General features: G+C 45.2%; 19 protein-coding genes. 2 read left to right on the top strand and 17 right to left on the bottom strand.

Annotated features, from left to right (window positions below):
• Nucleotides 1–3 precede the first annotated feature (3 nt).
• The 12 genes from proC to OEV42_06440 form a co-directional block, all read right to left on the bottom strand.
• Nucleotides 4–819 (bottom strand): pyrroline-5-carboxylate reductase, encoded by an 816-nt coding sequence (proC, locus tag OEV42_06385; GenBank protein MDH3973890.1) that lies wholly within the window; start codon nt 817–819, stop codon nt 4–6.
• 298 nt (nt 820–1,117) lie between these two features.
• Nucleotides 1,118–2,638, bottom strand: coding sequence for an SLC13 family permease (locus OEV42_06390; protein MDH3973891.1), 1,521 nt, complete (start codon nt 2,636–2,638; stop codon nt 1,118–1,120).
• Nucleotides 2,639–2,760: 122 nt separating this feature from the next.
• Complete coding sequence (locus OEV42_06395) at nt 2,761–3,327, bottom strand: M23 family metallopeptidase (GenBank protein ID MDH3973892.1); 567 nt, start codon at nt 3,325–3,327, stop codon at nt 2,761–2,763.
• Between the two features lie 408 nt (nt 3,328–3,735).
• Nucleotides 3,736–5,004, bottom strand: a complete 1,269-nt coding sequence (locus tag OEV42_06400) for a bifunctional folylpolyglutamate synthase/dihydrofolate synthase (GenBank protein MDH3973893.1) — start codon at nt 5,002–5,004, stop codon at nt 3,736–3,738.
• A 271-nt stretch (nt 5,005–5,275) separates the two neighbouring features.
• A complete protein-coding gene (locus tag OEV42_06405) occupies nt 5,276–6,241 on the bottom strand; it encodes a hypothetical protein (GenBank protein ID MDH3973894.1) in 966 nt (321 codons plus the stop codon).
• 295 nt (nt 6,242–6,536) lie between these two features.
• Entirely contained in the window at nt 6,537–7,196 is a 660-nt protein-coding gene (locus OEV42_06410) for a hypothetical protein (protein MDH3973895.1), read from the bottom strand.
• Between the two features lie 411 nt (nt 7,197–7,607).
• Nucleotides 7,608–8,141 (bottom strand): hypothetical protein, encoded by a 534-nt coding sequence (locus OEV42_06415; GenBank protein MDH3973896.1) that lies wholly within the window; start codon nt 8,139–8,141, stop codon nt 7,608–7,610.
• Between the two features lie 159 nt (nt 8,142–8,300).
• On the bottom strand, nt 8,301–8,987 hold the full coding sequence (locus tag OEV42_06420; protein ID MDH3973897.1) for a uracil-DNA glycosylase: 687 nt from the start codon (nt 8,985–8,987) through the stop codon (nt 8,301–8,303).
• 8 nt (nt 8,988–8,995) lie between these two features.
• Complete coding sequence (locus tag OEV42_06425) at nt 8,996–9,373, bottom strand: diacylglycerol kinase (GenBank protein ID MDH3973898.1); 378 nt, start codon at nt 9,371–9,373, stop codon at nt 8,996–8,998.
• 83 nt (nt 9,374–9,456) lie between these two features.
• Nucleotides 9,457–9,690: a glutathione S-transferase N-terminal domain-containing protein gene (locus tag OEV42_06430; GenBank protein MDH3973899.1), complete on the bottom strand. Its 234-nt coding sequence runs from the start codon at nt 9,688–9,690 to the stop codon at nt 9,457–9,459.
• A gap of 64 nt (nt 9,691–9,754) precedes the next feature.
• On the bottom strand, nt 9,755–11,083 hold the full coding sequence (locus OEV42_06435; protein ID MDH3973900.1) for a hypothetical protein: 1,329 nt from the start codon (nt 11,081–11,083) through the stop codon (nt 9,755–9,757).
• 9 nt (nt 11,084–11,092) lie between these two features.
• Complete coding sequence (locus OEV42_06440; GenBank protein MDH3973901.1) at nt 11,093–11,932, bottom strand: HAD-IIB family hydrolase; 840 nt, start codon at nt 11,930–11,932, stop codon at nt 11,093–11,095.
• Nucleotides 11,933–12,190: 258 nt separating this feature from the next.
• Between OEV42_06440 and OEV42_06445 the strand changes: the two genes are divergently transcribed.
• The gene (locus OEV42_06445) at nt 12,191–12,928 is read left to right on the top strand and encodes a hypothetical protein (GenBank protein MDH3973902.1); all 738 of its coding nucleotides are present in this window, start codon (nt 12,191–12,193) and stop codon (nt 12,926–12,928) included.
• Between the two features lie 162 nt (nt 12,929–13,090).
• On the top strand, nt 13,091–13,294 hold the full coding sequence (locus tag OEV42_06450; GenBank protein ID MDH3973903.1) for a hypothetical protein: 204 nt from the start codon (nt 13,091–13,093) through the stop codon (nt 13,292–13,294).
• A gap of 349 nt (nt 13,295–13,643) precedes the next feature.
• Here the strand turns inward: OEV42_06450 and OEV42_06455 are convergent, their stop codons facing one another.
• The 5 genes from OEV42_06455 to ileS all read right to left on the bottom strand — a co-directional run bounded on the left by OEV42_06455 (nt 13,644) and on the right by ileS (nt 20,887).
• Nucleotides 13,644–14,699, bottom strand: a complete 1,056-nt coding sequence (locus OEV42_06455; GenBank protein MDH3973904.1) for a hypothetical protein — start codon at nt 14,697–14,699, stop codon at nt 13,644–13,646.
• 320 nt (nt 14,700–15,019) lie between these two features.
• Nucleotides 15,020–16,414 (bottom strand): alpha/beta hydrolase, encoded by a 1,395-nt coding sequence (locus OEV42_06460; protein MDH3973905.1) that lies wholly within the window; start codon nt 16,412–16,414, stop codon nt 15,020–15,022.
• Nucleotides 16,415–16,816: 402 nt separating this feature from the next.
• Nucleotides 16,817–17,599, bottom strand: coding sequence for a prolipoprotein diacylglyceryl transferase (gene lgt / locus OEV42_06465; protein ID MDH3973906.1), 783 nt, complete (start codon nt 17,597–17,599; stop codon nt 16,817–16,819).
• Nucleotides 17,599–18,102 carry a signal peptidase II gene (gene lspA / locus OEV42_06470; protein ID MDH3973907.1) on the bottom strand — a complete coding sequence of 168 codons (504 nt, stop codon included), beginning with the start codon at nt 18,100–18,102 and terminating at the stop codon, nt 17,599–17,601. The genes lgt and lspA overlap by 1 nt, the downstream gene beginning before the upstream one ends.
• Entirely contained in the window at nt 18,095–20,887 is a 2,793-nt protein-coding gene (ileS, locus tag OEV42_06475; protein ID MDH3973908.1) for an isoleucine--tRNA ligase, read from the bottom strand. The genes lspA and ileS overlap by 8 nt, the downstream gene beginning before the upstream one ends.
• Between the last annotated feature and the right edge of the window lies 1 nt (nt 20,888).

Here is a 20,888-nt window from a genome sequence, read left to right on the forward strand (position 1 = left end):
CTCCTATTCTCCAAGTTCCTTAGACCTTTTTGTTGCAGCTTCAACAGCTGATATTACTGCCGCCCGAAAACCTTTTTCTTCCAGTGCGCCCATACCTGCAATAGTCGTCCCGCCGGGGGAAGTCACCATATCTCTCAATTCGGCAGGGTGCCTTTCCAGTTCTTTTACCACCTTTGCTGAACCGTAAACGGTCTGCATCGCAAGGCGAGTTGAAATATCCCTCGGCAGACCCACCTTGACCCCTGCGTCAGAAAGGGCCTCAATAAAGGTATAAACAAATGCGGGACCACTGCCGCTAAGCCCTGTTACGGCATCCATAAGGCCCTCATTATCGAGAAGGACTGACTCTCCGATAGCATCGAAGATGGCAAAGAGGGCTTTTTTATCCGCGTCATCGATGCCCTCGCCGGGGCATATGGCGGAAATGCCTGCCAGAACAAGGGCCGGTGTATTGGGCATGACTCTCACTATTTTTGCACCCTTTTTAAGTCCCGCTGCCAGCGTTTTAAGCTTGACGCCTGCGGCGATACTGATAACAAGTTTGTCACCCGATATTTCATTCTTGATGTCAGCAAGGACTTTATCCATGACCTGTGGTTTTACGGCAAGAATAATAATGTCCGCTTTTTTTGCAACTTCAAAATTTTTGTTGTGCCCTTCTATGCCAAAGCCTTCGACAATAACATTGAGCCGCTCGAAATTGCTGTCACCGGCCGTTATCTCAGCGGCCTTTACCTTGCCCGAATCGAGGACACCCCGCATAATGGCCTCAGCCATATTACCTGCGCCTATAAATCCCAATCTCTTTCCCTGAAGCATCTAAACGTCTCTCCTCTATATAAAAACCATTAATTTATAAATTCAACTATACCTTCTGGAAAATGCCCTTTCAATTAAAAAAATTTTATTTATTAAAATCCGGAATTACTGCAAAGAAGTAAAGAGCATAAAGAAGATCAGAAAAAGACGTTCTTCAAAAATTATTAATAAATTAACACTCTCTATCTATTCCTGCCCTTTAAACGAATCGGATTGGTATTTTTCACTGCAATTTAAATCTCTATTGATCATAATCTATCTGTGTAAATCAGTACATGGCTGCATTCCCATTAAGGCATTATTTTGTATAACAGCACTGGGGAAACACAGCCGGGTCGATACCGAAAACGGCCTTGCCTGTTGTGAATATGGCAATAGTAATGAGTATGACACCGATAAGGTTAAGTATTAATCCAACTCTGGCCATTTCATAGATCTTTATCCGTCCTGTGCCGAAAACGATAGCATTGGGAGGCGTGGCGACGGGAAGCATAAAAGCGCATGAAGCGGAAAGTGTTGCAGGAATCATGAGCAGAAGGGGATTAATTTCTATTGCGACTGCAACACCGGCAAGGATGGGAAGAATCATCTCCGTTGTTGCCGTATTGGAAGTAAGCTCTGTAAGAAAGGTAACGGCAAGGCATATAATCATGACAAGGATAATGGGATTGAGCGCCTCAAGTCCCGCCAGGGCATTCCCCAGCCACAGGGAAAGGCCTGACTCCTTAAAGCCGCCTGCCAGCGCAAAGCCTCCTCCGAAAAGGAGCACAATCCCCCAGGGAAGGTCCCTTGCCGCCCCCCAGTCCATTATGCCGCCGCCCTCCTCTTTCCTGGACGGGATAATAAAAAGGAGAAGGGCCATAAAGATGGCCACCGTACCGTCATCAATAAACTTGGGCTCAGGAACAAAAAGACTCCAGCCGGGTAAAGAAAATTCACCTAAATTTATCCCCTTTCTTGTTAGCCATAGAAAGGCCATGGTAAGAAAGACAGTGAAAATCACCTTTTCTTCAAAACCGGCGGGACCAAGCTTTTTGTACTCTTCATGGAGTATGTTTTTATCGACTTCAAGTGAAGTTCCAGACCTGCAAAAAAGTGAAACGAGAAAGGTCCAGACAACAGCAAAAAAGAGGAGAGAAAGAGGAAGGGCAAAGAAAAACCATGCGGCAAAGGTCACTTCCGGCGCATTAGGAAAATTGATGCTGTAGATCCTGGCAAATGAAAGGTTGGGCGGTGTGCCGATGAGCGTTGCCAATCCCCCGATAGATGCCGAATAGGCAATACCAAGCAAAAGAGCAAGGGAAAAATTGCGTACCTCCTTACTGCTCAGGTTGTCTTCCAGTTTAAGAATAATGGCTGCCGCAATAGGCACCATCATCATTGTCGTGGCCGTATTGGATATCCACATGGAGAGAAAAGCCGTTGCAACCATAAAGCCCAGCACAATCCGCCTGGGGCTAAGTCCGATAAAAAGAATGAGTTTCAGGGCTATTCTTTTATGAAGGTTCCATTTTTGCATGGCAAGGGCTACAATGAAACCGCCAATGAAGAGAAATATAACATCGTTAAAATAAAGGGCCGCTGTTTTCTTGCCGGGCAGAATGCCCAGAAGAGGAAAGAGAGCAACAGGAACAAGGGCCGTTGCCGCCAGCGGGATGGCCTCTGATATCCACCAGATAGCCATCAGAAGGGCAACGGCAGCCATTTTTGTTATTTCGGGATGCCCGGGATCGAGGTCTCCCCGGAAGAGAAGGGCCAGGGAGGCAAGGAGCCCGCCAACAAGGAATACCTTTTTTACCGTCTTCTCATTAACAGACAACACCTTACCGCTCTCCTCCCCAAATTAACATCTAAATAAAATAAAGAACCCACGCCTTAATAACGTGGCTTTGTTTTGCCCTCAAGGGCATAAAGACCAACAAGGAAAAGTATGGCAGCCTCTCAGTTCCCCCCAAGCTGTTCATGGGAAAGCCTTTCTCTTTTCCCGGGAACAGGAAATTCGGCTGTTATAACCTCATCAACACTAAGGCCAAGGAGAGAAGCAGGGTCGACCTTCTCTCCGTAGAGGTAAGCCCCCCAGTGAAGGTGAGGTCCCGTAGACCTGCCCGTACTCCCGACAAGACCGATGATCTGCCCTTTTTTAATTTCCTGGCCATGATTAACGAATATTTTGGAAAGATGCATATAGAGCGTTGAAAGACCATGGCCGTGATCGATAACGATCGTCTTGCCGCCATAATACATGTTATCCACATAAATGACCCTGCCGTCATTGGGACTTTTGATCTTCGAGCCGGCAGGGGCCCTTACGTCATTCCCTGAATGGGGGCTCTTGCTGACGCCGTTAAGGATACGTCTTACGCCAAAGTTGCCGGCAATCTTTCCTTTAACGGGGCGAATAAAATCACCCTCCCAGTACCTTTTTTTGCTGATATATCTTTTAACACTAAAAAGGGCTCGGTTTTCCCGCCTGATTCTTTCGAGCTGCTTTTCACCGGGCTCTACCATATTTTTGGGAAGCTTTAATCTTTCCAGCCTGTAGTCTCTCTTCATGACATTAAGCATAACAGTTTTTGCCAGCTCGGCCTCCTTACCGGATGCTCTCAGGTAAAGCTTGTATTCCCCCCTTTTTTTATCCATGGGAAAAGCAATGAGAGTGGTAAAAATAAAAGGACCCTCCTTTTTAAAGTAAAGCTTTTTTCCTTCAAGCCTTCCCGTCACCCAGTCGAGTTCACTGGAACTTCTAACGGTAACAAGAGTAACATCGCCGGGCCTGACACCATTTTCAAGACCCTTGACATCAAAAGCAGCCGAATGAGCCGGCGAAATAATAAAGAATATTACTGCCGGTAAAAAGAGGGAAATCAAGGTTGTTTTATTAAAATTCAAAATATGCTCCTTATGTTTTTTATTTTCCTAAACAGGAAAATACGCTTCTTTAAGTATCCCTCTTGCTTCTCCCACACCATAAAGCGAGCCTGTAATTATAATAAACCTCTTATCTTTTGCAAGCATAATTCCTTTATTTATTGCATCTTTCATAGCAGGAATAACCTGTACACGCGAAATCCCGGCAATTCCCCTCACCCTGTCTATCCCCGCCTCTGGATCAAAGGACCTTTTCTGATCGGGCCTTGTAAGTATTATGTCCCATGCCAGGGGGACAAGTTCCGTCAACATACCGTAATAATCCTTGTCATCCATAAAACCGGCTACAAGCACCCCTTTATCCCCCCCGAACTTTTCACTGAGCGCCTCTGCCAGTCTTGCCGCCCCGGCAGGATTATGAGCGCCATCCAGAATAACAGCAGGATTAGATGACAGCACCTCAAATCTTCCCGGCCAGAAAGTCTCTTTCATGCCTCTTTTCAATGTCTTCTCATTACTGGGGTAACCGTAACGGGAAAGAAGTTGCAGAGCTGCAAGGGCAAGGGCCGCATTTTCCACCTGATGCCTGCCATAGAGCGAGATTTGAAAGCCGTTAATATTCCGATCTATCCCCCTGAAATCAAATTCCTCATTTTCCGATACCCTGAAATCAAAGTCGGAATGAAGAACAAAGGCCTCTGAATCATTTTTGGCGGCAATCTTTCTGAGTACCTCTTCCACCTCCCTCTCCTGCCTCCCCATAATAAGGGGCGCCCCCTTTTTAATAACCCCCCCTTTTTCAGCGGCTACGGTCTGCAGGTCACTCCCAAGATAGTCGGCATGATCGAGGGCAACAGGCGTTATAACAGATAGAAGGGGAGTGATTATATTTGTCGCATCAAGTCTCCCGCCGAGCCCTACTTCGATAACGGCTATATCCACCTTTCTTCTCGCAAAGTAGAGGAAAGCCAGGGCCGTCATAAATTCAAAACAGGTAGGTTCTCCGCCAGGGACTCCTTTACCCGCATTTTTAATCTCGGCAGAGATTGTTTCTACTTCATCATCAGAAATTAAATCCCCGCTGATTTGCACCCTTTCATTAAATCGCTCCAGATGAGGCGATGTGTAAAAGCCTGTTTTATAGCCCCCTTCTTTCAATGTATTGGCAATAAAAGCAGCTGTCGACCCTTTACCGTTAGTCCCGGCAATATGGACAGATCTGAATTGCCTGTGAGGATTGCCAAGGCGTTTCATGATTTGATACATTCTCTCCAGACCGAGATCTACCTGCATCTGGTCCATCTTGTCTATAGCCATTTTTTTCATTGCCTGTTTCATGTGAGTATTTTATTTATTTTGACATAAACGCTTAATGAGAAGATAGAGGATTTTCTTTGCAGCAGGTAAGAAAGAGTCCTTACAACGCCCCTTTGCCAAAGGCTTTATGGCCCTCATAAGTAAAAGCGGGAAGGGACTTTGCAAGAAAATACGTTTCTTAATTAAAAATATGCATTCCGGACAGTTTATATTTCAAGGTTGTGCGAAACTCGAATAAAGTATTTATCGTTAAAAACCCGAGAAACCTCTATCAATCCGTATCGATTGACTGAAGCTGCCCACCCGCTCCCCTCTTCACATAATGCTGCTCAAGCATATCATAAAGATCTTGCCTGAAATCTTCCTCCCTGTTGACGCCAAAGCCATAAAGGGCAACTGACTTCACGAGTTTGAAAAGAACGATAAAGAGCAGTAAGGGAAAAACAATGCAGTCAAAAATATAACCCGTAATAATTTTGATAACCCATACTGTCATCTCTTTCGCCCTGGTTTTCAAATAGGAGGCCACTTCTTCCAGCCTTTCCTTGGCCCCTTTCAGTCTTTCATAAAGTCCTTTATCAGAAGCAGGCACATTTTCAGGGAAAAGCTCTTTCTTCATAAGATCCATGTTGGCCTGTGCCTCATTTATGGAAGGGGCCGTAATGTAAGTGGAAAGAAGGGCGGCGCCTGAAAGGGAAAAAGGAACAACAAGATATAATGAGAGAGTAATAACGGTCATAACGAGGGCCATATCCCTTGAAAAGCGGTATGACCTGACGGCAGTCGGCAAAAACCACTTGAATAGAAGCGTAACAAGCAAAATAAAGAGGGTCACCGTCAAAAAGGGGCCGTCAATAATTGCCAGCGCATCGAGAATATAGCCCATTCCAAGCAGTACCCCCGTCCCGGCAAGAAGCGTCTTCCAGGCAATATCCACATAATCATAAGCAGACTGGACCAGTCCCCCTATCCTGAGCTGTGTGCTCACACCGATAGAAATCCCCGCCTCGCTGTCCTTGATAACAGCCAGCCCCATCTTAAGGGCCGACAGCGCCATAAACCCCTTAAGCGCTCTGTCAAAAGAGTTTTGGAGATAGGCTTCATTAGCAGCATTGAGCCGCTCCATGCCTAGCTTTCCTATAAGCCGGTCCGAATGCCCCGTTCCGGAAAGGACGATAAAAATGACAAGAAAAAAAATGGCAGCGCCCTTCAGGATATTATTCGAAATCCCTTTCATGGGTATATTTATAACATAGATTTGAAATTGATAAAAGGAGGGGAGTATGTAATTTCAGATAAACATGTTAAGAATCAGCGCTCTCCGATCAGGCAATTGCAGCAAATCGCCCCCTGTAGTGAAAGGAGAAATCCTTGTCTTCAATGCAGTGAGAGATCTTAAGGATATCTCCTCGTGCCTCTCAGAGGCCTCCCGGTCGAAATGACCGTTTTTTGGATTATTTATCTTACAATTGCAAAGCGACGTCAGACAATGATATTATCCTGAGAGAGGAAAAATAGCATTTGATTAAGCATCATTCAGGTTGATCATCGACATTTAAAAAACTTACTTTTTCAGCGACATAAATATACCCGCTACGCCACCTGGCAGGTTCTCTTTTGGCAATAATTTCGACGTCTTTATCAATGGATGCCTTCCAGTTTATATTTTTTGCAAAGCCCGTCCTGCCATAAACATCCACTTCCGTTTCCCAGGAAGAAATATGCATAATTAACGGGCTTTCCGCCGATATATCCAAAAACAGACTTCTGGAGTAGCCCCCCGCATCAGGAGCAAAACCTGTAATTCTGCCCTTAATAGGGTTTGGTATGGCTTTGTTTTCTTCCGCTACCTGCAAGGCCTCCACCTGATAAACCACCCGTTTGTCAACCTGGGGGCGTTCGAGGTACTTCAACACTTCCTGTATTGAAGCCCTGACGCTATCCCCTGCCTGCGGAACATAGTTCCGGGGAATATACTGTGTTACACGTCCCGTTCTGTATATTTTTTCCTGACCGGCTTCATCCTTCAATACAAAATAGCCGCGCTTCTGCTCTACAATGATTCCCTGAACTTCTTTTGTATTGAGTTCCTTTAAGTCCTCCTGCGTATAATGGCGAGGGCCACAGGCAAAAAGGATGACAAAACTTAAAGTAAGAAAAAGAAGAGACCTGTTAAATAGTGAAAACTTCATTCCAACACCCCGTTAAGTTAGTATGCGCTAACATAACCGATAATGACTGATAGTGCAATCATTATTTTTGACTTTATCAAAATAACTTGCAGGATTCAGCAACGCCCCCAGGTCAGTGCTGAATATAGCCGGCTTTCCTTACACATCCCTTTGATCCTGAAGATCTTCCATCGTTTTTCTGTTAATAATGAGCCCCTTAAGGCAAAAAGGGGGATGCCCTCAAATCTCTCCATCAGTGCACCAAAAACCATCAATAACGAGGTTGAATAAAAGAAAGAAAGCAGCATCTCCCTTCCAAGGAAACAATAGGGGAAATAAACTTTTGCCCCCGGAAAAAACGCAGCCGCCAATTAAGGTCAAAAAGATCAATCAAAAAATTCACCTTATGAGATAATCTTTACACATCAGCTGTCAGGAATACCTGGGGCATTGATAGGCTTCAATCGCCCCCTGTGAATGGGGAAAGCGGCCACAGTTTGTATAGTCCCAGAAATTTGACTTATAAACACGGCACCCGAAACCATCAGCAGACAGGAATGGGCAGCGAGCCGGTTTTTTGGCCCAATGAGTGGTACAGCAATTAATACACGTTGCGCAGGGATTCTCCCTCGTCAAAGCCATTGCTCCCGCTAAGAGCGGTTCACTTCTCGGCTCTGCAAACCAGTCTGTCTTGAAAAAACCCGTATCTTTATCTCCATGCGTAATATGCTGCCAGCAATACCTGACATAGTTGATGTAAACAGGAATATACCTTCGAAGCGAATAGCGCTCTCCCGTACAGCGGTACAAAAGCCACCACCCCCAGAAAGGGTTAAAAAAAGCCATGACAATATCAAAAGCAAGGAGAGAGCGGACCATCCAGGGAGGAAAGCCTCTGATCCATTTTGCACATTCGGAAACAAAACATTGATGATACTTATGGAGCAATGCAAAAAAACGAGTCATCCTTTTCCCCCTTAATTCAGAATCCATTGAAGATATTAAACAGCCTTATCTTACTCAATGCAAACAAAACAAGCCCACATTTTTATAAAAAAGTATAAAAGAAAGAGAAAAAATGTCAAGAAAGATAATTCCAGGACAGAAGCAATATTTTATTACTATTTATTTCCCCGAGACAATCTTCCCGATCTGCTGCCTGAATTTACCTGCGCCACCGTTTGCCGGGTGCCTTACTTCAAGACAATCGATAGCCAGGCTCTCAAGCTCTTTTTCCGCCACCTTACCCACGGCAATAACCTTTGCTTCAGGAAAAACGGAAAGGAAAGCCTTAAGGACAGGAATCCCTGAAGCCAGCTCATCATCAGTCGGTTTTCGGTTGCTAAGCATTCCTTTTGCCGGATTGTAGGGGTGCCAGGCAAAAGTGTTCCAGATGACAAAATCTGCCGGTGCAACACCCATGTTTAAAAGAGAACCCCAGACGATGGATGCCGTCGGTTCCGTAAAACCGTTGGGACGGACAGACTCCCTGCTCGTTCGTCTTGGAGAAATGGAAGTAAAGACGTCTTCCGCCCCAATCCCCTTTCCTTTCATGTGACCGAGAAGTATCCGTTCAGAAGTCATGGCTATGCCGCTAAAATGCCCCCCCTGGTAACCAATGGCCTCTCCCATGAGGATGTATTTCGCTTTTCCTGTCCGTTCCGTGAGATAGGCATGGAGATGACCGGTTCTGATCAACGGGGATTCACCACTAATATCGTTTTCGGCATCCACATCATTCCAGGGGTTAAAAACCCCGGGGGAGGAGAAATCTTTCAGGAGATTAATAAAGTGGTCTCTTTTTGCTTTCATTTGAGTAATTAAAAGAACCGCTCAACACTAATCATTAACCAGATAAAAACCGTCATGACAAGGCTGCAAAAAACGGCGGCTGAACCGAGGTCCTTTGCCCTGCCTGAAAGTTCATGATGCTCTGTCCCTACCCTGTCGACAACAGCCTCGATAGAAGAATTGAGCAGTTCCGTAATAAGGACAATGAGGCAGGAACCGATGAGGAGCGATCTTTCGACCGCCGTCTGCCCTAACCAGAAGGCGGAAGGAACCATGAGGGCAGCCGCTGCCAATTCAAGGCGAAAGGCCTCTTCATGCTTCCATGCCGCCTTTAGCCCTGCCATGGTATAGCGCGTGGCAAGAAGAGGCCTTTTGAGTCCCCTGTTTTCAGCTTTCCCCTTATGCATCAATAAATTCCGTTGATAAAAAAAAATAAAGGCCCGGCAAAAAAAAGCGAGCCCTTTATATTTATAGTAATGCCATTAGAAACTCAACCGAAATTTTTTTTCAGGTAATGGACAATATCATCTGATTCATGCATCGGCTTGCCGTCAACGACAAGACAGGGCACCTGTGTGCGCCCGGCAAGTTCCATAAGTTCCTCCCTGTAAGCATCATTTTCCCTTGTGTCCCTCATTTCAAGCTCAATACCAAGTTCCTTAACGGCGCTCCTCACCCTGGCGCAATAAGGACAGCTTTCAAAGTGATACAGAATCATTGACATAATAAACCTCCCATATTTAATCTCTTTTTTTATTGGATAAAGCGGGTTCCACGAGGATTCAGCTTTATTTGGAAGACTCCCTGGACCAGTAGGTTCCGTGCGATTCAACTTCCATTCTCGTGTAGAGAGCCTTGGCATATTCCACATGAGACCACATAAGAGGAACGGCAAAGACGATATGCTTGTCATGAGGCTGTTTTTTTTTCCGCTCTCTGATCCGGCCATAGCTCCCTTTCATATTATTCAGCTCTTCAAGGATATAATCAAAGGGAACATTGGGTACCATAATTTCCCTGTAAAATTCCTTATCGAAATCAAGACCCGTCTCCCATTCGAGCGCCATGAATTCCTCAAAGCGCTGATAGGTGCTCAAATGTTCCGGAATAAATCCCTCTTTCGTTTTGTAGTTATCAATCTCATTGAGTATCTTGTCGGCAAGAGCGGCCTCTCCAACCCTGAAGTAATACCTGGCAAGCATGGCCGTATACTGCAGCCAGGGCCCGTTACCTGCATGTATATGTGTGTGAACGTCTTCCGTAAAGGGAAGATAGCGTTGAAGCATACCGAGTTCAGGGTCCCAGAGATGGTTGGCCATGAATTCAATGGTATTTTTGAGCACTTTACTGTTCTCTTTATGAAATCCGAAATAATAGGGACTCATGAGTGTTATATCAGGTTTGTAGTCATAATCTCCTTCCGGCGTGATCCTTCTTATGTAGCGGTCGTTATGAATAAGAAGTTTGTGAATATTTCTCTCGAAGTAGGGAACAAAGTCGAGGATTTCTTTGGAAATATTCGTCTTCCCTATATGCTCGTGAATAACTTCTGCAAGATGAAAGGCCCTGAGATAGGAAAAATTTACCCAAAGTGAATATCCCCTTTCAATGGCTGATTCATGGATGGATGTTGTGGAAAAGAAGAGATTGATTTCACGTCTGAAATAATTTTTGAGCGCAAAGAGGGCCGCCTTGTTGATGGCATCGGTAATATTCTTTAAACTCTTGATTTTCTCTCCCCTGTCGAGAGAGGCAAGAACATAGTTGGCAAGAATAATCATGCCATGGGCAACATTGTCTTCCTGGATATACAGCCCTTTGTCGGTGCCGTCAGGATCATAGCGTTGTCCCCAGTAGCCGTCATCACGCTGTATATGAAGGGTAAATGAGGCGACGCCCTTGAGCAGTTCAAAAGACTCGTCGGCAAATGAAAAATGAGAACCCGATAATTTATTGAACAGGTGAGTTGCACAGGCCCCGTCCCGAGGATAAAAATAGGGATACCTCGAACCGGGTGTTGTCGCCATAAGTACCTTGTGGCCCTTTTCATCATTTTTATACAGACATTGTCTGATGATATCAAAATGATGGCCTATCTCTTTTTCATAATCAATCAAAAGGGCCCTCTAGGCTGATAAATAATTACCATCGAGAAACTTGAGAACCGCATCATTCCAGCCGACGGGACCAATTCCCTCTGTTTTTACAAAGTTCTCCGTCCCCTCAGCCTCCATCCAGCTTCCATCCCATTTCCTCACAATGACAGGCCTTTCAACGGCGCTTAACATTGAAAGATCATTTTCACTGTCTCCAAGGCCCATTGTCATAACCTTGCCCCTGGCGATTTTAGAAAAAATTCCTTTGATCTTTTTTACGGCAGTTCCTTTATCAGCAGTGTTCCCCATGAGGTGATAAAAGCGGCCCCCTTTAACGACAGTAAGCCCCCTGCCGTTAAACCGGGCAACAAGCTCCCCTATCAGGGTATCATCACCGGAAGAAAAGATAAAAGGTTCTGTAAAACTTCTCTCCATGGCAAGGACGGCTTCATTTTCCGGGAGTGAGGTAAGCCCCATCACTTCATCGACAGTCATATCACTAAAAGACCTCACATCAATGCCCGTTGCTTCCCTCACATGGAGAAAAACCTTTCTCAGTTCATCCCTGCCCGTCCCCATTTCAATAAGCAAATACTCTTTATCTTTTGAAGAATATTGAATGCGTTCTTCAAACTCCACCGACAAAAAACCCTTGGGCAGGTAAATGCCGCCGCCGTTTTCAGAAATGAAGGGCAGCTTCATCCCGAGTTTATTACAGTAAAGCACTATTTCGTCCCGCGTTTTACTGCTGCACAAAATGAGGGGCACGGAAAGTTGCTTTACCCTGTCAAGCGCCGTCCGGGCGGCTTCAAAAGAGTAGGTATTATGATCGAGAAGGGTCCCGTCAAGATCTGTTATTATCAGTTTCATTGTTTACTAACATATATCAATAACTCATAGATGTCAATTTGAAGAAAGATAACAAAATTAAATAGATAAACAATTACTTAAGGAGCAGGAGTTAAAAGCCGAATCCGGAATGATTGATGAAAGCGCCGGGAACGGGCTGCTTCCTCATAATATTGTCCGGATTGCAGGAAATGAATACTTTTGTTCCTTTTACTTTAGGGGCTTTATAAAGTATATTTTAAAATATCTCCCCGGGAAAAATAACAATATGGAGAAGTAATGTCGGAAGAGAACAAAAAGGAAGAAAAAACCCAATGGACTGCTCCTAATGAAAACAGGGGGTATTTATCAGGCAAAAAAAGATTGGGAGAAATGCTCATTGAAAAAGGCCTCATCAATGAGAGCCAACTTGAAGCGGCCATTAAAAAGCAGAAGCAATGGGGTGGAAGGCTGGGCGCAAACCTTGTAAAATTGAACTATATCACTGAAGTAACGCTCCTTAAATTTCTGGGACGGCAACTTGAACTCCCCTGTACGGATCTGACAAAAATAAAGTTTGATAAAAACGTTTATTCAATAATAACGCTGGAAATTGCCAAACAATACCACGTCATTCCCATTGAAAAAAGAACGAATGATAAGGCAAACATCCTCTTTCTTGCCATGTCCGACCCAACCAATACTATCGTTATTGATGAAATATCCTTCCTTACAGGCTACAGGGTGAATCCCGTCATCGGAACGGATTCACAAATTGCAGCCGCCATAGACAGGTACTATTTTGAAAGAAACTGGGTAGAGATCAAGCCCCTGTCTTCCAGAGTAAAAACCTTAAAACAGGAAGAAATGGTCATCGTTAACGAAAGCGCTCCCAAAGAAACAATGGAAGCTGAAGAGACATCAAAGGAGCTCGGAAAAAGCAAGGACCTGCTGGCGCTTATCAGGGTGCTTGTAAAAAAAGGGCATATCTCTGTTGATGAATTCAAACGAGAATTAAAGGCAGTAAAAAATGGATAACCTTTTTTCACCATTTGCAAAACCTTATCTCTCCGGCCCGCTCCACCATCAACAACCCCGGTGTTTATGGGGCTGGCCATAAAACAAGTGATCGCCGAGAGAATTTATTGCTATAAACAATTATAAATTTAAGGCGGGAAACTGATCTTAATAAATGAAATTATGAAAGGCCTTTTCCCATCTTTTGGCCGTCATCAATGCTTGCTTCCTGTTTATGCCGATTTTGATGAGAAGGCAATAGACATGCATGGAATTCAGGTGATGTTGGATAAGCTTTTTCATATACCTCTTAAGCAGATCATCAAGTTTTACCAAGTTAGAATTGCACTTAGCATGCCAAAAGCGCTAAATGGCTTAACTGACTGAATTTATAATACTTTTCGCAGTATGACGCCCCCTGTTGACACGTTGAAAGAAGAATCAAAGGCAAGTGTAAAGAATAATGACACCTATTGATATCCTGTATTGTGCATGCTTGATCTGCCGGAGGAGAAAAGCAGGCACCCACGAGAGGAGCCGGTGTAAATTTTATTGTTCAACAGACAGGCATCAGCGCGCACTCTGCCGACTTTCCGGGCTAAACAAAGCAAACACTCAAAACAGCACCGAATTGGGGGAAGTATTCCAGGAGAATATTGATCTTTTTTTAAAACAAAACCGGGTAAAGCCTGTTCAGAGCCTACTTTTATTAATGCACAAAGCACGCCTTACCCGGCTAATCTTCACTTTTAAATTTACACCGCTTTTCAGCAATTAGCTGTACTACTTTTTTCATTCCAAAACCCTGATAACGAATACCCGAGGGAAGGTCGGGCAGATTTGATTTTATCAGTATGCCCCTGCTGAAAAAACCTGTTTTTTCCGGCATCGCTTCTATTTTGTCATAGGGTATGAAAAACCTGTGAAACATTACGCGTATTTCAAGGCCATCATGATAGATCAAAAGCCTGAAAAAGGGCCAACTGCCGTTAAATAAAAATATCGAGCCACCACCGGTAAATGATGCAATCTTATCTCTTTTCTTTTGAAAGGGTGAAGGGAAAAAATTATAGATTATTGATATAAATAAAATAAAAAAGACAGCAGGCACAATCATAATCGGCATTTGCTGCAAACCGCTATGCCTTTCAATTGCAAACACTGAGATAAAGGGAACAGCAATAATTAAAGCAAAAGTACCGGGAACACCAAAGGGCAAGAGGGCATCACAATATTTTTCTTTCGATTTTGAAGAGCTGCGAAGACTTTCCTCTTCAACTGTACTGTCAATATGGCCGCTTCCTAAACCATCTGTACCAAAGCGGCTTTTACTGGTCGGGAGACGCCCCAGATAACGAACGCCATAGTAGGCAGGCACTCCGAACTGAACAATAAAGATGACCACAAAAACTGTAAAAAACAGTGACACACCTTCATGATCCAAAGGAAGTTGATCCAGGGGAAAAGCAAAAAACATAAACCCGATAAAAAGGGCAAGCAATAAAATAACGGCCACTTGGCCAACCCTTTTGCCCTGTGGATCCAGCGCTTTTATCGCTTTGGAGGAATAAAGGAAAAGACCGCCAAGAAACAATAAACCGGTTAAAGCCAGGTAAGGAAAAAGGGGGGAGAAATTAAAGGGACTCTCTTCAAATGGCCCAATGTAGTAAAACGTATAATTACATAGGGCCCCACCGACACAAATCCCCCCCAATACTTTCATTACCTTTGCGGCTTTCTCAATATTGGGCTCGCCTTTGCGAAGTTCCTTAATAAGGTCAAAAATATCCATAGGGTTAGTGGCTGCTGTTTAAACACCCAAAAAGCCCGAAACCGTTACCGGTCCAAACTTTTTATTGTTCAGGCAATATTTTTTTCACCCATTTTATTACCCCCTCAAAACATTCGTTACATTTTATACCGCAACCGGGTTTCTATGTAAACAATTTTTGCCTGATATAGCATTTATTATTGCGCTACAGATTATGGAGGCGTCCTGCCGGAACATCTTTACAGGAGGGATTATTTAGCTCAAAGGGGGAAATGCTTTGTTTATTCTACCCTGCATTCTTGCAGCCTTCCTTTGTGCTCCCGGCTGCTTTGCGGAAAAAATCACAACGGATTGTCAGGCGTTACCACCTGGCGGCCGTGCATATATCCACTTGAAGGGGGACTTGAAATATAGCTCACGGAAAAAAGAATAAAAGAGACGTTCCTTGTTTTTACGGCATACTTTCCGGCAGTGATAGTTACGCCGGCAAGGTCAAGATTACTGCCGGAGGCGTCGATGGCAAGCTCTCCCTCGATAGTCAGAGCAGTTGCCGTCACTTTTGAATTTTTCACGGTAATAGCTGTGCCTTTACTTTTAACAAGGCTGTTTTCAATGGTTACCCTGGAATCTTCTATATAAAGTTCTTTCACAGAAACACCATCGAGGCTGACCTCTTTACAACCTTTTATCTCTATCCGGTCATAGGGGCCGGAAAAAACGGTCCCTCTCCCATCCTCGCACCAGCCATTTCTACCTCCCGGCTGTGGAAACGCTTTTGAATATTCACTTGCCATGACGGGATGAGAGAGGGCATCAAGCAACACCCTGTTAAAGAGATCACTTTTATTAACTATCAGAACATGGCCGGCCCCGCCGATAACATCGAGTTGCGAACCAGGGATTTTGGCAGCCAGGAGCTTTGCCGTTCTTAGCGGCGCTATCTGGTCCTCCTGGCCCCATATAATATTAGTCGGTGTTTTTATTGAATCAAGTGCAGCGCTGAAATCTTCCTGCACAAGAGCCAGAGCGGCAATAGTCTTGGGGTTGGACTGGAAAAAAACTTTTCTGAGAACGGAATTATTCAATATGAAATTCAGATCGACAGGAAGACCGTCTGCTTCGAGCCGGTCAAAAGCATTGTCTATGGCCTCATTTAATACGTTAAATGGCTCTGAAAAGAGCTGCTGCCAACCATTTTTAGGAGAAAATCCAGCCATATATTTTGTCATGACCGACCTGTGGAGGATCCCTGCCGCATCGACGAGTACAAGGCGGGAGAGGCTCTCCGGGTAATCGGCGGCAAAGCGGAGCGCAATACCGCCCCCCATAGAATGGCCAAGGAGGATAACGGAACCATCGGCATAGGTATCGATAACCCATTTGACAAAGTTGGCGTAATTTTTTGGTGAATAGAGGCGGTTATTTTTTTCAGAACGTCCCAAACCGGGGAGGTCGAAGGCAACAACATGATAATGCGGCGCAAGGACAGGAATGATCTTTTCCCAGTTGCGCGCCCCTTCATCACCGATACCGTGAATAAGGACGATGGTTTCATTCCCTTTTTTTCCTGCCTCCACCATGAAAACCCGGCCGTTAAAGACAGGTTCGGTGACGTAAGTTTTTTTAATGGCGGACCCCGGTTTTTCCACCGGAATAGGGGCAGAGGGGGATTGGGCCAGGGAAACAAGAGCAGTCAAAAAGAAAAAGATTATAGTAGAGAGTATTGTCAGTCTCAATCTGGACCCTTTATTAAGCAGTTACAAATCACTATAAAATGCCCTCTTAACCTGTTGCTTAAGCTAAGGTTATTTGAGCGCCGGGCAAGCAACAGGTTACACTATAAATTCATGCCCGACTGCTCTTTCCAGTATATATTAATCATCAGGCGCCGTCATTTCGAGTGCGCCCGAACAAAGTGACAAGTGCCCTCGGGATAAAATGAGAAATTCTTGTCTCGAATGTAATGAGAGATCTTAAAGATTTCTCCCCCTACGCCCGCAGTAATTGTGAATACTCGACAATGTCGAGAGTAGCTGAGCTTGTTATCCCTGTGAGGACTCGCAAAGGCGCTCGAAGAAACAGGGTCAAAGGAACACAAGGTTTTCGACGAACTCAGTAAACGGTGGGGACAATAAATATTATGCAGATGAGCTCTTCTTTACAGCGGCCTTTTTACCGAGATAGACCATTGCAACAATGGCCGAAATCGCCAGTACAATGCCTATCCCCTGTGCCGTGGAAATGTAGCCTCCATAAATCGTTCCTCTGTCGTCACCGCGGAATAACTCGATAATTCCTCTCGTAACAGAATAAAGGAAAACATAGGTGAGGGCAAGTTGTCCGTCAATTTTTTTGCTTTTTCTCATGAGAAAGATAAGGGCAAAAATAGTGAGGTTATTAAGTGAACTGTACAACTGGGTTGGATGCAGATGCTCATGAAGAGGCGCCAGAGAATTGGTATCGCTAAATTCGACAGCCCAGGGAAGATCGGTTGCGTAACCGTAGCAGCAACCAGCCATAAAACAGCCGAATCGACCAAAGGCATGACCAAGCGGAATACCGACGGCAAAAATGTCAGCTGTTTTCCAGAAAGCCATGGAATGCTTCCGGATATAGTAAGAGCCAACCATGACGGCGCCGACGAGACCACCGTAAAAAACAAGCCCCCCTTCCCATATCTTTACAATCTCCCCGGGATGTTGTAAAAAATATTTCCACTCGACCATAACGTGAAGCACCCTGGAACCGATGATGGCAGCCAGGACCATGTAAAAGGCCATGTCCATGATGCGCTCCTTATTTTCACCGAGCCTTTGGGCTTCACGGGAAGCGATCCATATACCGGCCATGAAACCAAGGGCCGCCATGAGGCCGTATCCCCTGACGGCAAAATCACCAATCTGGAATATGATAGGCTGCATCAGCTATTCTCCTCTTCACTTTCCGCCTTTTTATGTTCAAAAAGCATGCTAATGATTAACAGCACTACACCTGCGGTAATGGCCGAATCGGCAACGTTAAAGGCAGGCCAGTGGTGGGTATACCAGTGAACGTCAATATAGTCGATAACCTCACCGAGCCTGATGCGATCTATCACATTTCCTATAGCACCACCGAGAATCATTGCCATGGCAAAGGGGAAGAGCGGTGACTCTTCCCTGTAAGTATAAATTGTGTAAATAATGACCACAACGGCAATGGCTGAAACAGTGAGGAAAAAGGGAACCCTCAAACTCTCGTTTGCTCCTGAAAGAATACCGAAAGCCGCCCCCTTATTCCTGATGTAGGTAATATGAAAAAAATTCTCCAGCACCTCGATGGACTGATAGAGGTGCATCGTTTTATCGACGTAGATCTTTACCAACTGGTCCAGAATAATAATAACCGGCGCAAAGGTAAAGAGCGGTATATATTTTTTATCCAATCCCTTCGACAACCTCGTAGCATCTGGGACAAACGTTCAACCCTTTTTCGTTAGACCCCGTTTGATCATCATAGTTCCAGCAGCGCTCACATTTCTCACCGGAAGCGGAAGAGACGTAGACTTCTAATCCGTCAATCTCTTCACTTACGTAAGTGGGCTCACCTTCCCCGATTCCTGCCGAAGCTGCTGAAACGATAAATATCCTGTTAAGCTCGGGTTCGAAACCTTTAATAAAGCTTAAAGTCTCTTCATCTGCATCAATGAGCACAGCGGCATCGAGAGAGTGACCAATAACCTTCTCCCGTCTTGCCAGTTCGAGGGCCTTGGAAACATCACTCCTGATACCGATAAGACGCTCCCACTTTTCACCCAGGGCTTCATCGTTCCACGCCTCTTTGACTTGCGGAAAGGCTGCAAGATGAATTGATTCTTCCTTGCCCTCATAGTCAGGTATATAGGACCAGATCTCTTCCGATGTAAAACCAAGAACAGGCGCAATAAGCCTTGCAATGGCGTTAAGTATCTCAAAGAGGACGGTCTGGGCCGAACGCCGACCCTTCGATCTTTTGCCCGATGTATAGAGCCTGTCTTTCAGTATATCGAGGTAGAAGGCGCTCATATCGATGGAGCAGAAGTTATGCACCGAGTGATAGATCTGGTGAAACTCGAAGGTCTCGTAAGAATTAAGAACTTTCCCCGTAAGCAGGTTCAGTCTATGCAGGGCCCACCTGTCAAGCGCTTCAAGCTCTGAATAGGGAAGCATATCTTTAGTATTGTCAAAATCATCGATGTTGCCCAGTATGTATCTCGCCGTGTTTCTTATCCTGCGGTAGGCTTCGGAGCAACGTTTGAGGATCTCTTCGGAAATCCTGATGTCATCACGGTAATCTTCCGCCGCCACCCAGAGCCTCAAAATATCGGCGCCGTACTTCTTGATTACCTCCTGAGGCGCAATAACGTTCCCGAAGGATTTGGACATTTTCTTGCCCGCGCCGTCAACGACAAAACCATGGGTAAGGACCGCTTTGTAGGGCGCTTTTCCTCTCGTGCCGACAGAGGCCAGCAGCGATGAATGGAACCATCCCCTGTGCTGATCGCTCCCTTCAAGATAAAGGTCGGCCGGCCAGCTATGGCCTTCCCGCTGTTCAAGAACGACACTGTGGCTCACACCGGAGTCAAACCAGACATCGAGAATATCTTCTTCCTTTTCAAAATCTGTCGCGCTGCATGAAGGGCATTTGTAGCCGGCAGGAAGAAGTTCGGCAACTTCTTTGTCAAACCAGACGTCGGCGCTCTCTTTCTCTACCATTTGGGCAATATGCCCGATAACTTCTTTATCCATGATCATCTCTTCACAAGCTTTGCACCTGAAAGCAGTAATAGGCACACCCCAGGCCCTTTGCCTTGAGAGACACCAGTCGGGCCGGTTTTCCACCATACCGTAAATCCTCCCCTTTCCCCAGGAAGGAATCCACTCAACCTTGTTGATTTCATGAAGCGCTTTTTTACGGAGATCATTTTTCTCCATAGAAATAAACCACTGGTCGGTTGCTCTGAAGAGTATCGGTTTTTTGCATCGCCAGCAGTGCGGATAGGAGTGAGACAGCTTGTTAACACAAATAAGGGCTCCCACCTCTTTCAGCTTTTCCACCACAAGCGGATTGGCCTTGAATACATGTTCACCGGCAAAAAATTGAACGTCATCCTTGTAAACACCGTTATTCCCGACAGGATTATATATATCGAGGCCGTATTTGAGGCCCACCACATAGTCATCATGACCATGACCCGGCGCTGTATGAACACAGCCTGTACCGGCCTCGAGAGTAACGTGATTCCCACTGACTACAAGGGAATCCCTTTCCAGGAAGGGATGATTGCAGACTTCATTCTCAATTTCGCTCCCCCTGAAGGCCGTTACCGTCAAATAGCCTTCCATACCGAAATCAGCCATACACTTTTCAACCAGGTCTTCTGCAACGACAAGGACTTCACCTGCAACTTCCACAGCAGCATAGTTAAAATCAGGGTGGAGACAAACTGCCATGTTGGCAGGAATGGTCCAGGGTGTTGTCGTCCATATAACGATGGATACCTTTTTCCCCTTTAGTTCAGGCACTTTGGCTGAAATATCAGATTTTACAGGAAACTTTACAAAGATAGAAGGTGACTCATGGTCGTCATATTCGACTTCCGCCTCGGCCAGCGCCGTCCGGCAGGAAGCGCACCAGTGAACAGGCTTTTTCCCTTTATAGAGAGAGCCGCTTTCCATGAACTTTCCAAGTTCTCTCACGATAGTTGCTTCATAGTCATAGCTCATGGTGAGATAAGGCGCATCCCACTCACCAAAAACGCCGAGACGTTTAAAATCTTCACGCTGGATACCTACATACTTTTCGGCATAATCGCGACAGAGCTTTCTTGCCTCACTCTTGGTGACATCATGCTTTTTCTTGCCCAGCTTTTTTTCTACCTGCAACTCAATGGGAAGACCGTGACAGTCCCAACCGGGAATATAGGGCGCATCATAGCCCTCCATCTGTCTCGACTTGACAATGATGTCTTTGAGGATTTTATTTACTGCATGACCAATGTGAATATTTCCATTGGCATAAGGCGGGCCATCGTGAAGGACATATTTCTTCCTTCCTTTCGAGCTCTCCCTCAGTTTTTGGTATATATCGATACTTTCCCACTTCTCCTGTGTAAGAGGCTCCTTGTTGGCAAGGTTTGCCTTCATAGGGAAGTCTGTCCCGGGAAGATTGAGAGTCTCTTTGTAATCCAAA

Source organism: Deltaproteobacteria bacterium (assembly GCA_029860075.1).
Lineage (GTDB): Bacteria > Desulfobacterota > JADFVX01 > JADFVX01 > JADFVX01 > JAOUBX01.

Bases quoted from the DNA above. Each gene is read 5' to 3' on its own strand.
- OEV42_06410 (MDH3973895.1), bottom strand. From the start codon at position 7,196: ATGAAGTTTTCACTATTTAACAGGTCTCTTCTTTTTCTTACTTTAAGT.
- OEV42_06445 (MDH3973902.1), top strand. From the start codon at position 12,191: ATGTCGGAAGAGAACAAAAAGGAAGAAAAAACCCAATGGACTGCTCCT.
- OEV42_06400 (MDH3973893.1), bottom strand. From the start codon at position 5,004: ATGGCTATAGACAAGATGGACCAGATGCAGGTAGATCTCGGTCTGGAG.
- OEV42_06395 (MDH3973892.1), bottom strand. From the start codon at position 3,327: ATGGTAGAGCCCGGTGAAAAGCAGCTCGAAAGAATCAGGCGGGAAAAC.
- lgt (MDH3973906.1), bottom strand. From the start codon at position 17,599: ATGCAGCCTATCATATTCCAGATTGGTGATTTTGCCGTCAGGGGATAC.
- OEV42_06440 (MDH3973901.1), bottom strand. From the start codon at position 11,932: ATGAAACTGATAATAACAGATCTTGACGGGACCCTTCTCGATCATAAT.
- OEV42_06415 (MDH3973896.1), bottom strand. From the start codon at position 8,141: ATGACTCGTTTTTTTGCATTGCTCCATAAGTATCATCAATGTTTTGTT.
- OEV42_06405 (MDH3973894.1), bottom strand. From the start codon at position 6,241: ATGAAAGGGATTTCGAATAATATCCTGAAGGGCGCTGCCATTTTTTTT.
- OEV42_06430 (MDH3973899.1), bottom strand. From the start codon at position 9,690: ATGTCAATGATTCTGTATCACTTTGAAAGCTGTCCTTATTGCGCCAGG.
- OEV42_06455 (MDH3973904.1), bottom strand. From the start codon at position 14,699: ATGGATATTTTTGACCTTATTAAGGAACTTCGCAAAGGCGAGCCCAAT.
- OEV42_06450 (MDH3973903.1), top strand. From the start codon at position 13,091: ATGAAAGGCCTTTTCCCATCTTTTGGCCGTCATCAATGCTTGCTTCCT.
- OEV42_06425 (MDH3973898.1), bottom strand. From the start codon at position 9,373: ATGCATAAGGGGAAAGCTGAAAACAGGGGACTCAAAAGGCCTCTTCTT.
- proC (MDH3973890.1), bottom strand. From the start codon at position 819: ATGCTTCAGGGAAAGAGATTGGGATTTATAGGCGCAGGTAATATGGCT.
- OEV42_06420 (MDH3973897.1), bottom strand. From the start codon at position 8,987: ATGAAAGCAAAAAGAGACCACTTTATTAATCTCCTGAAAGATTTCTCC.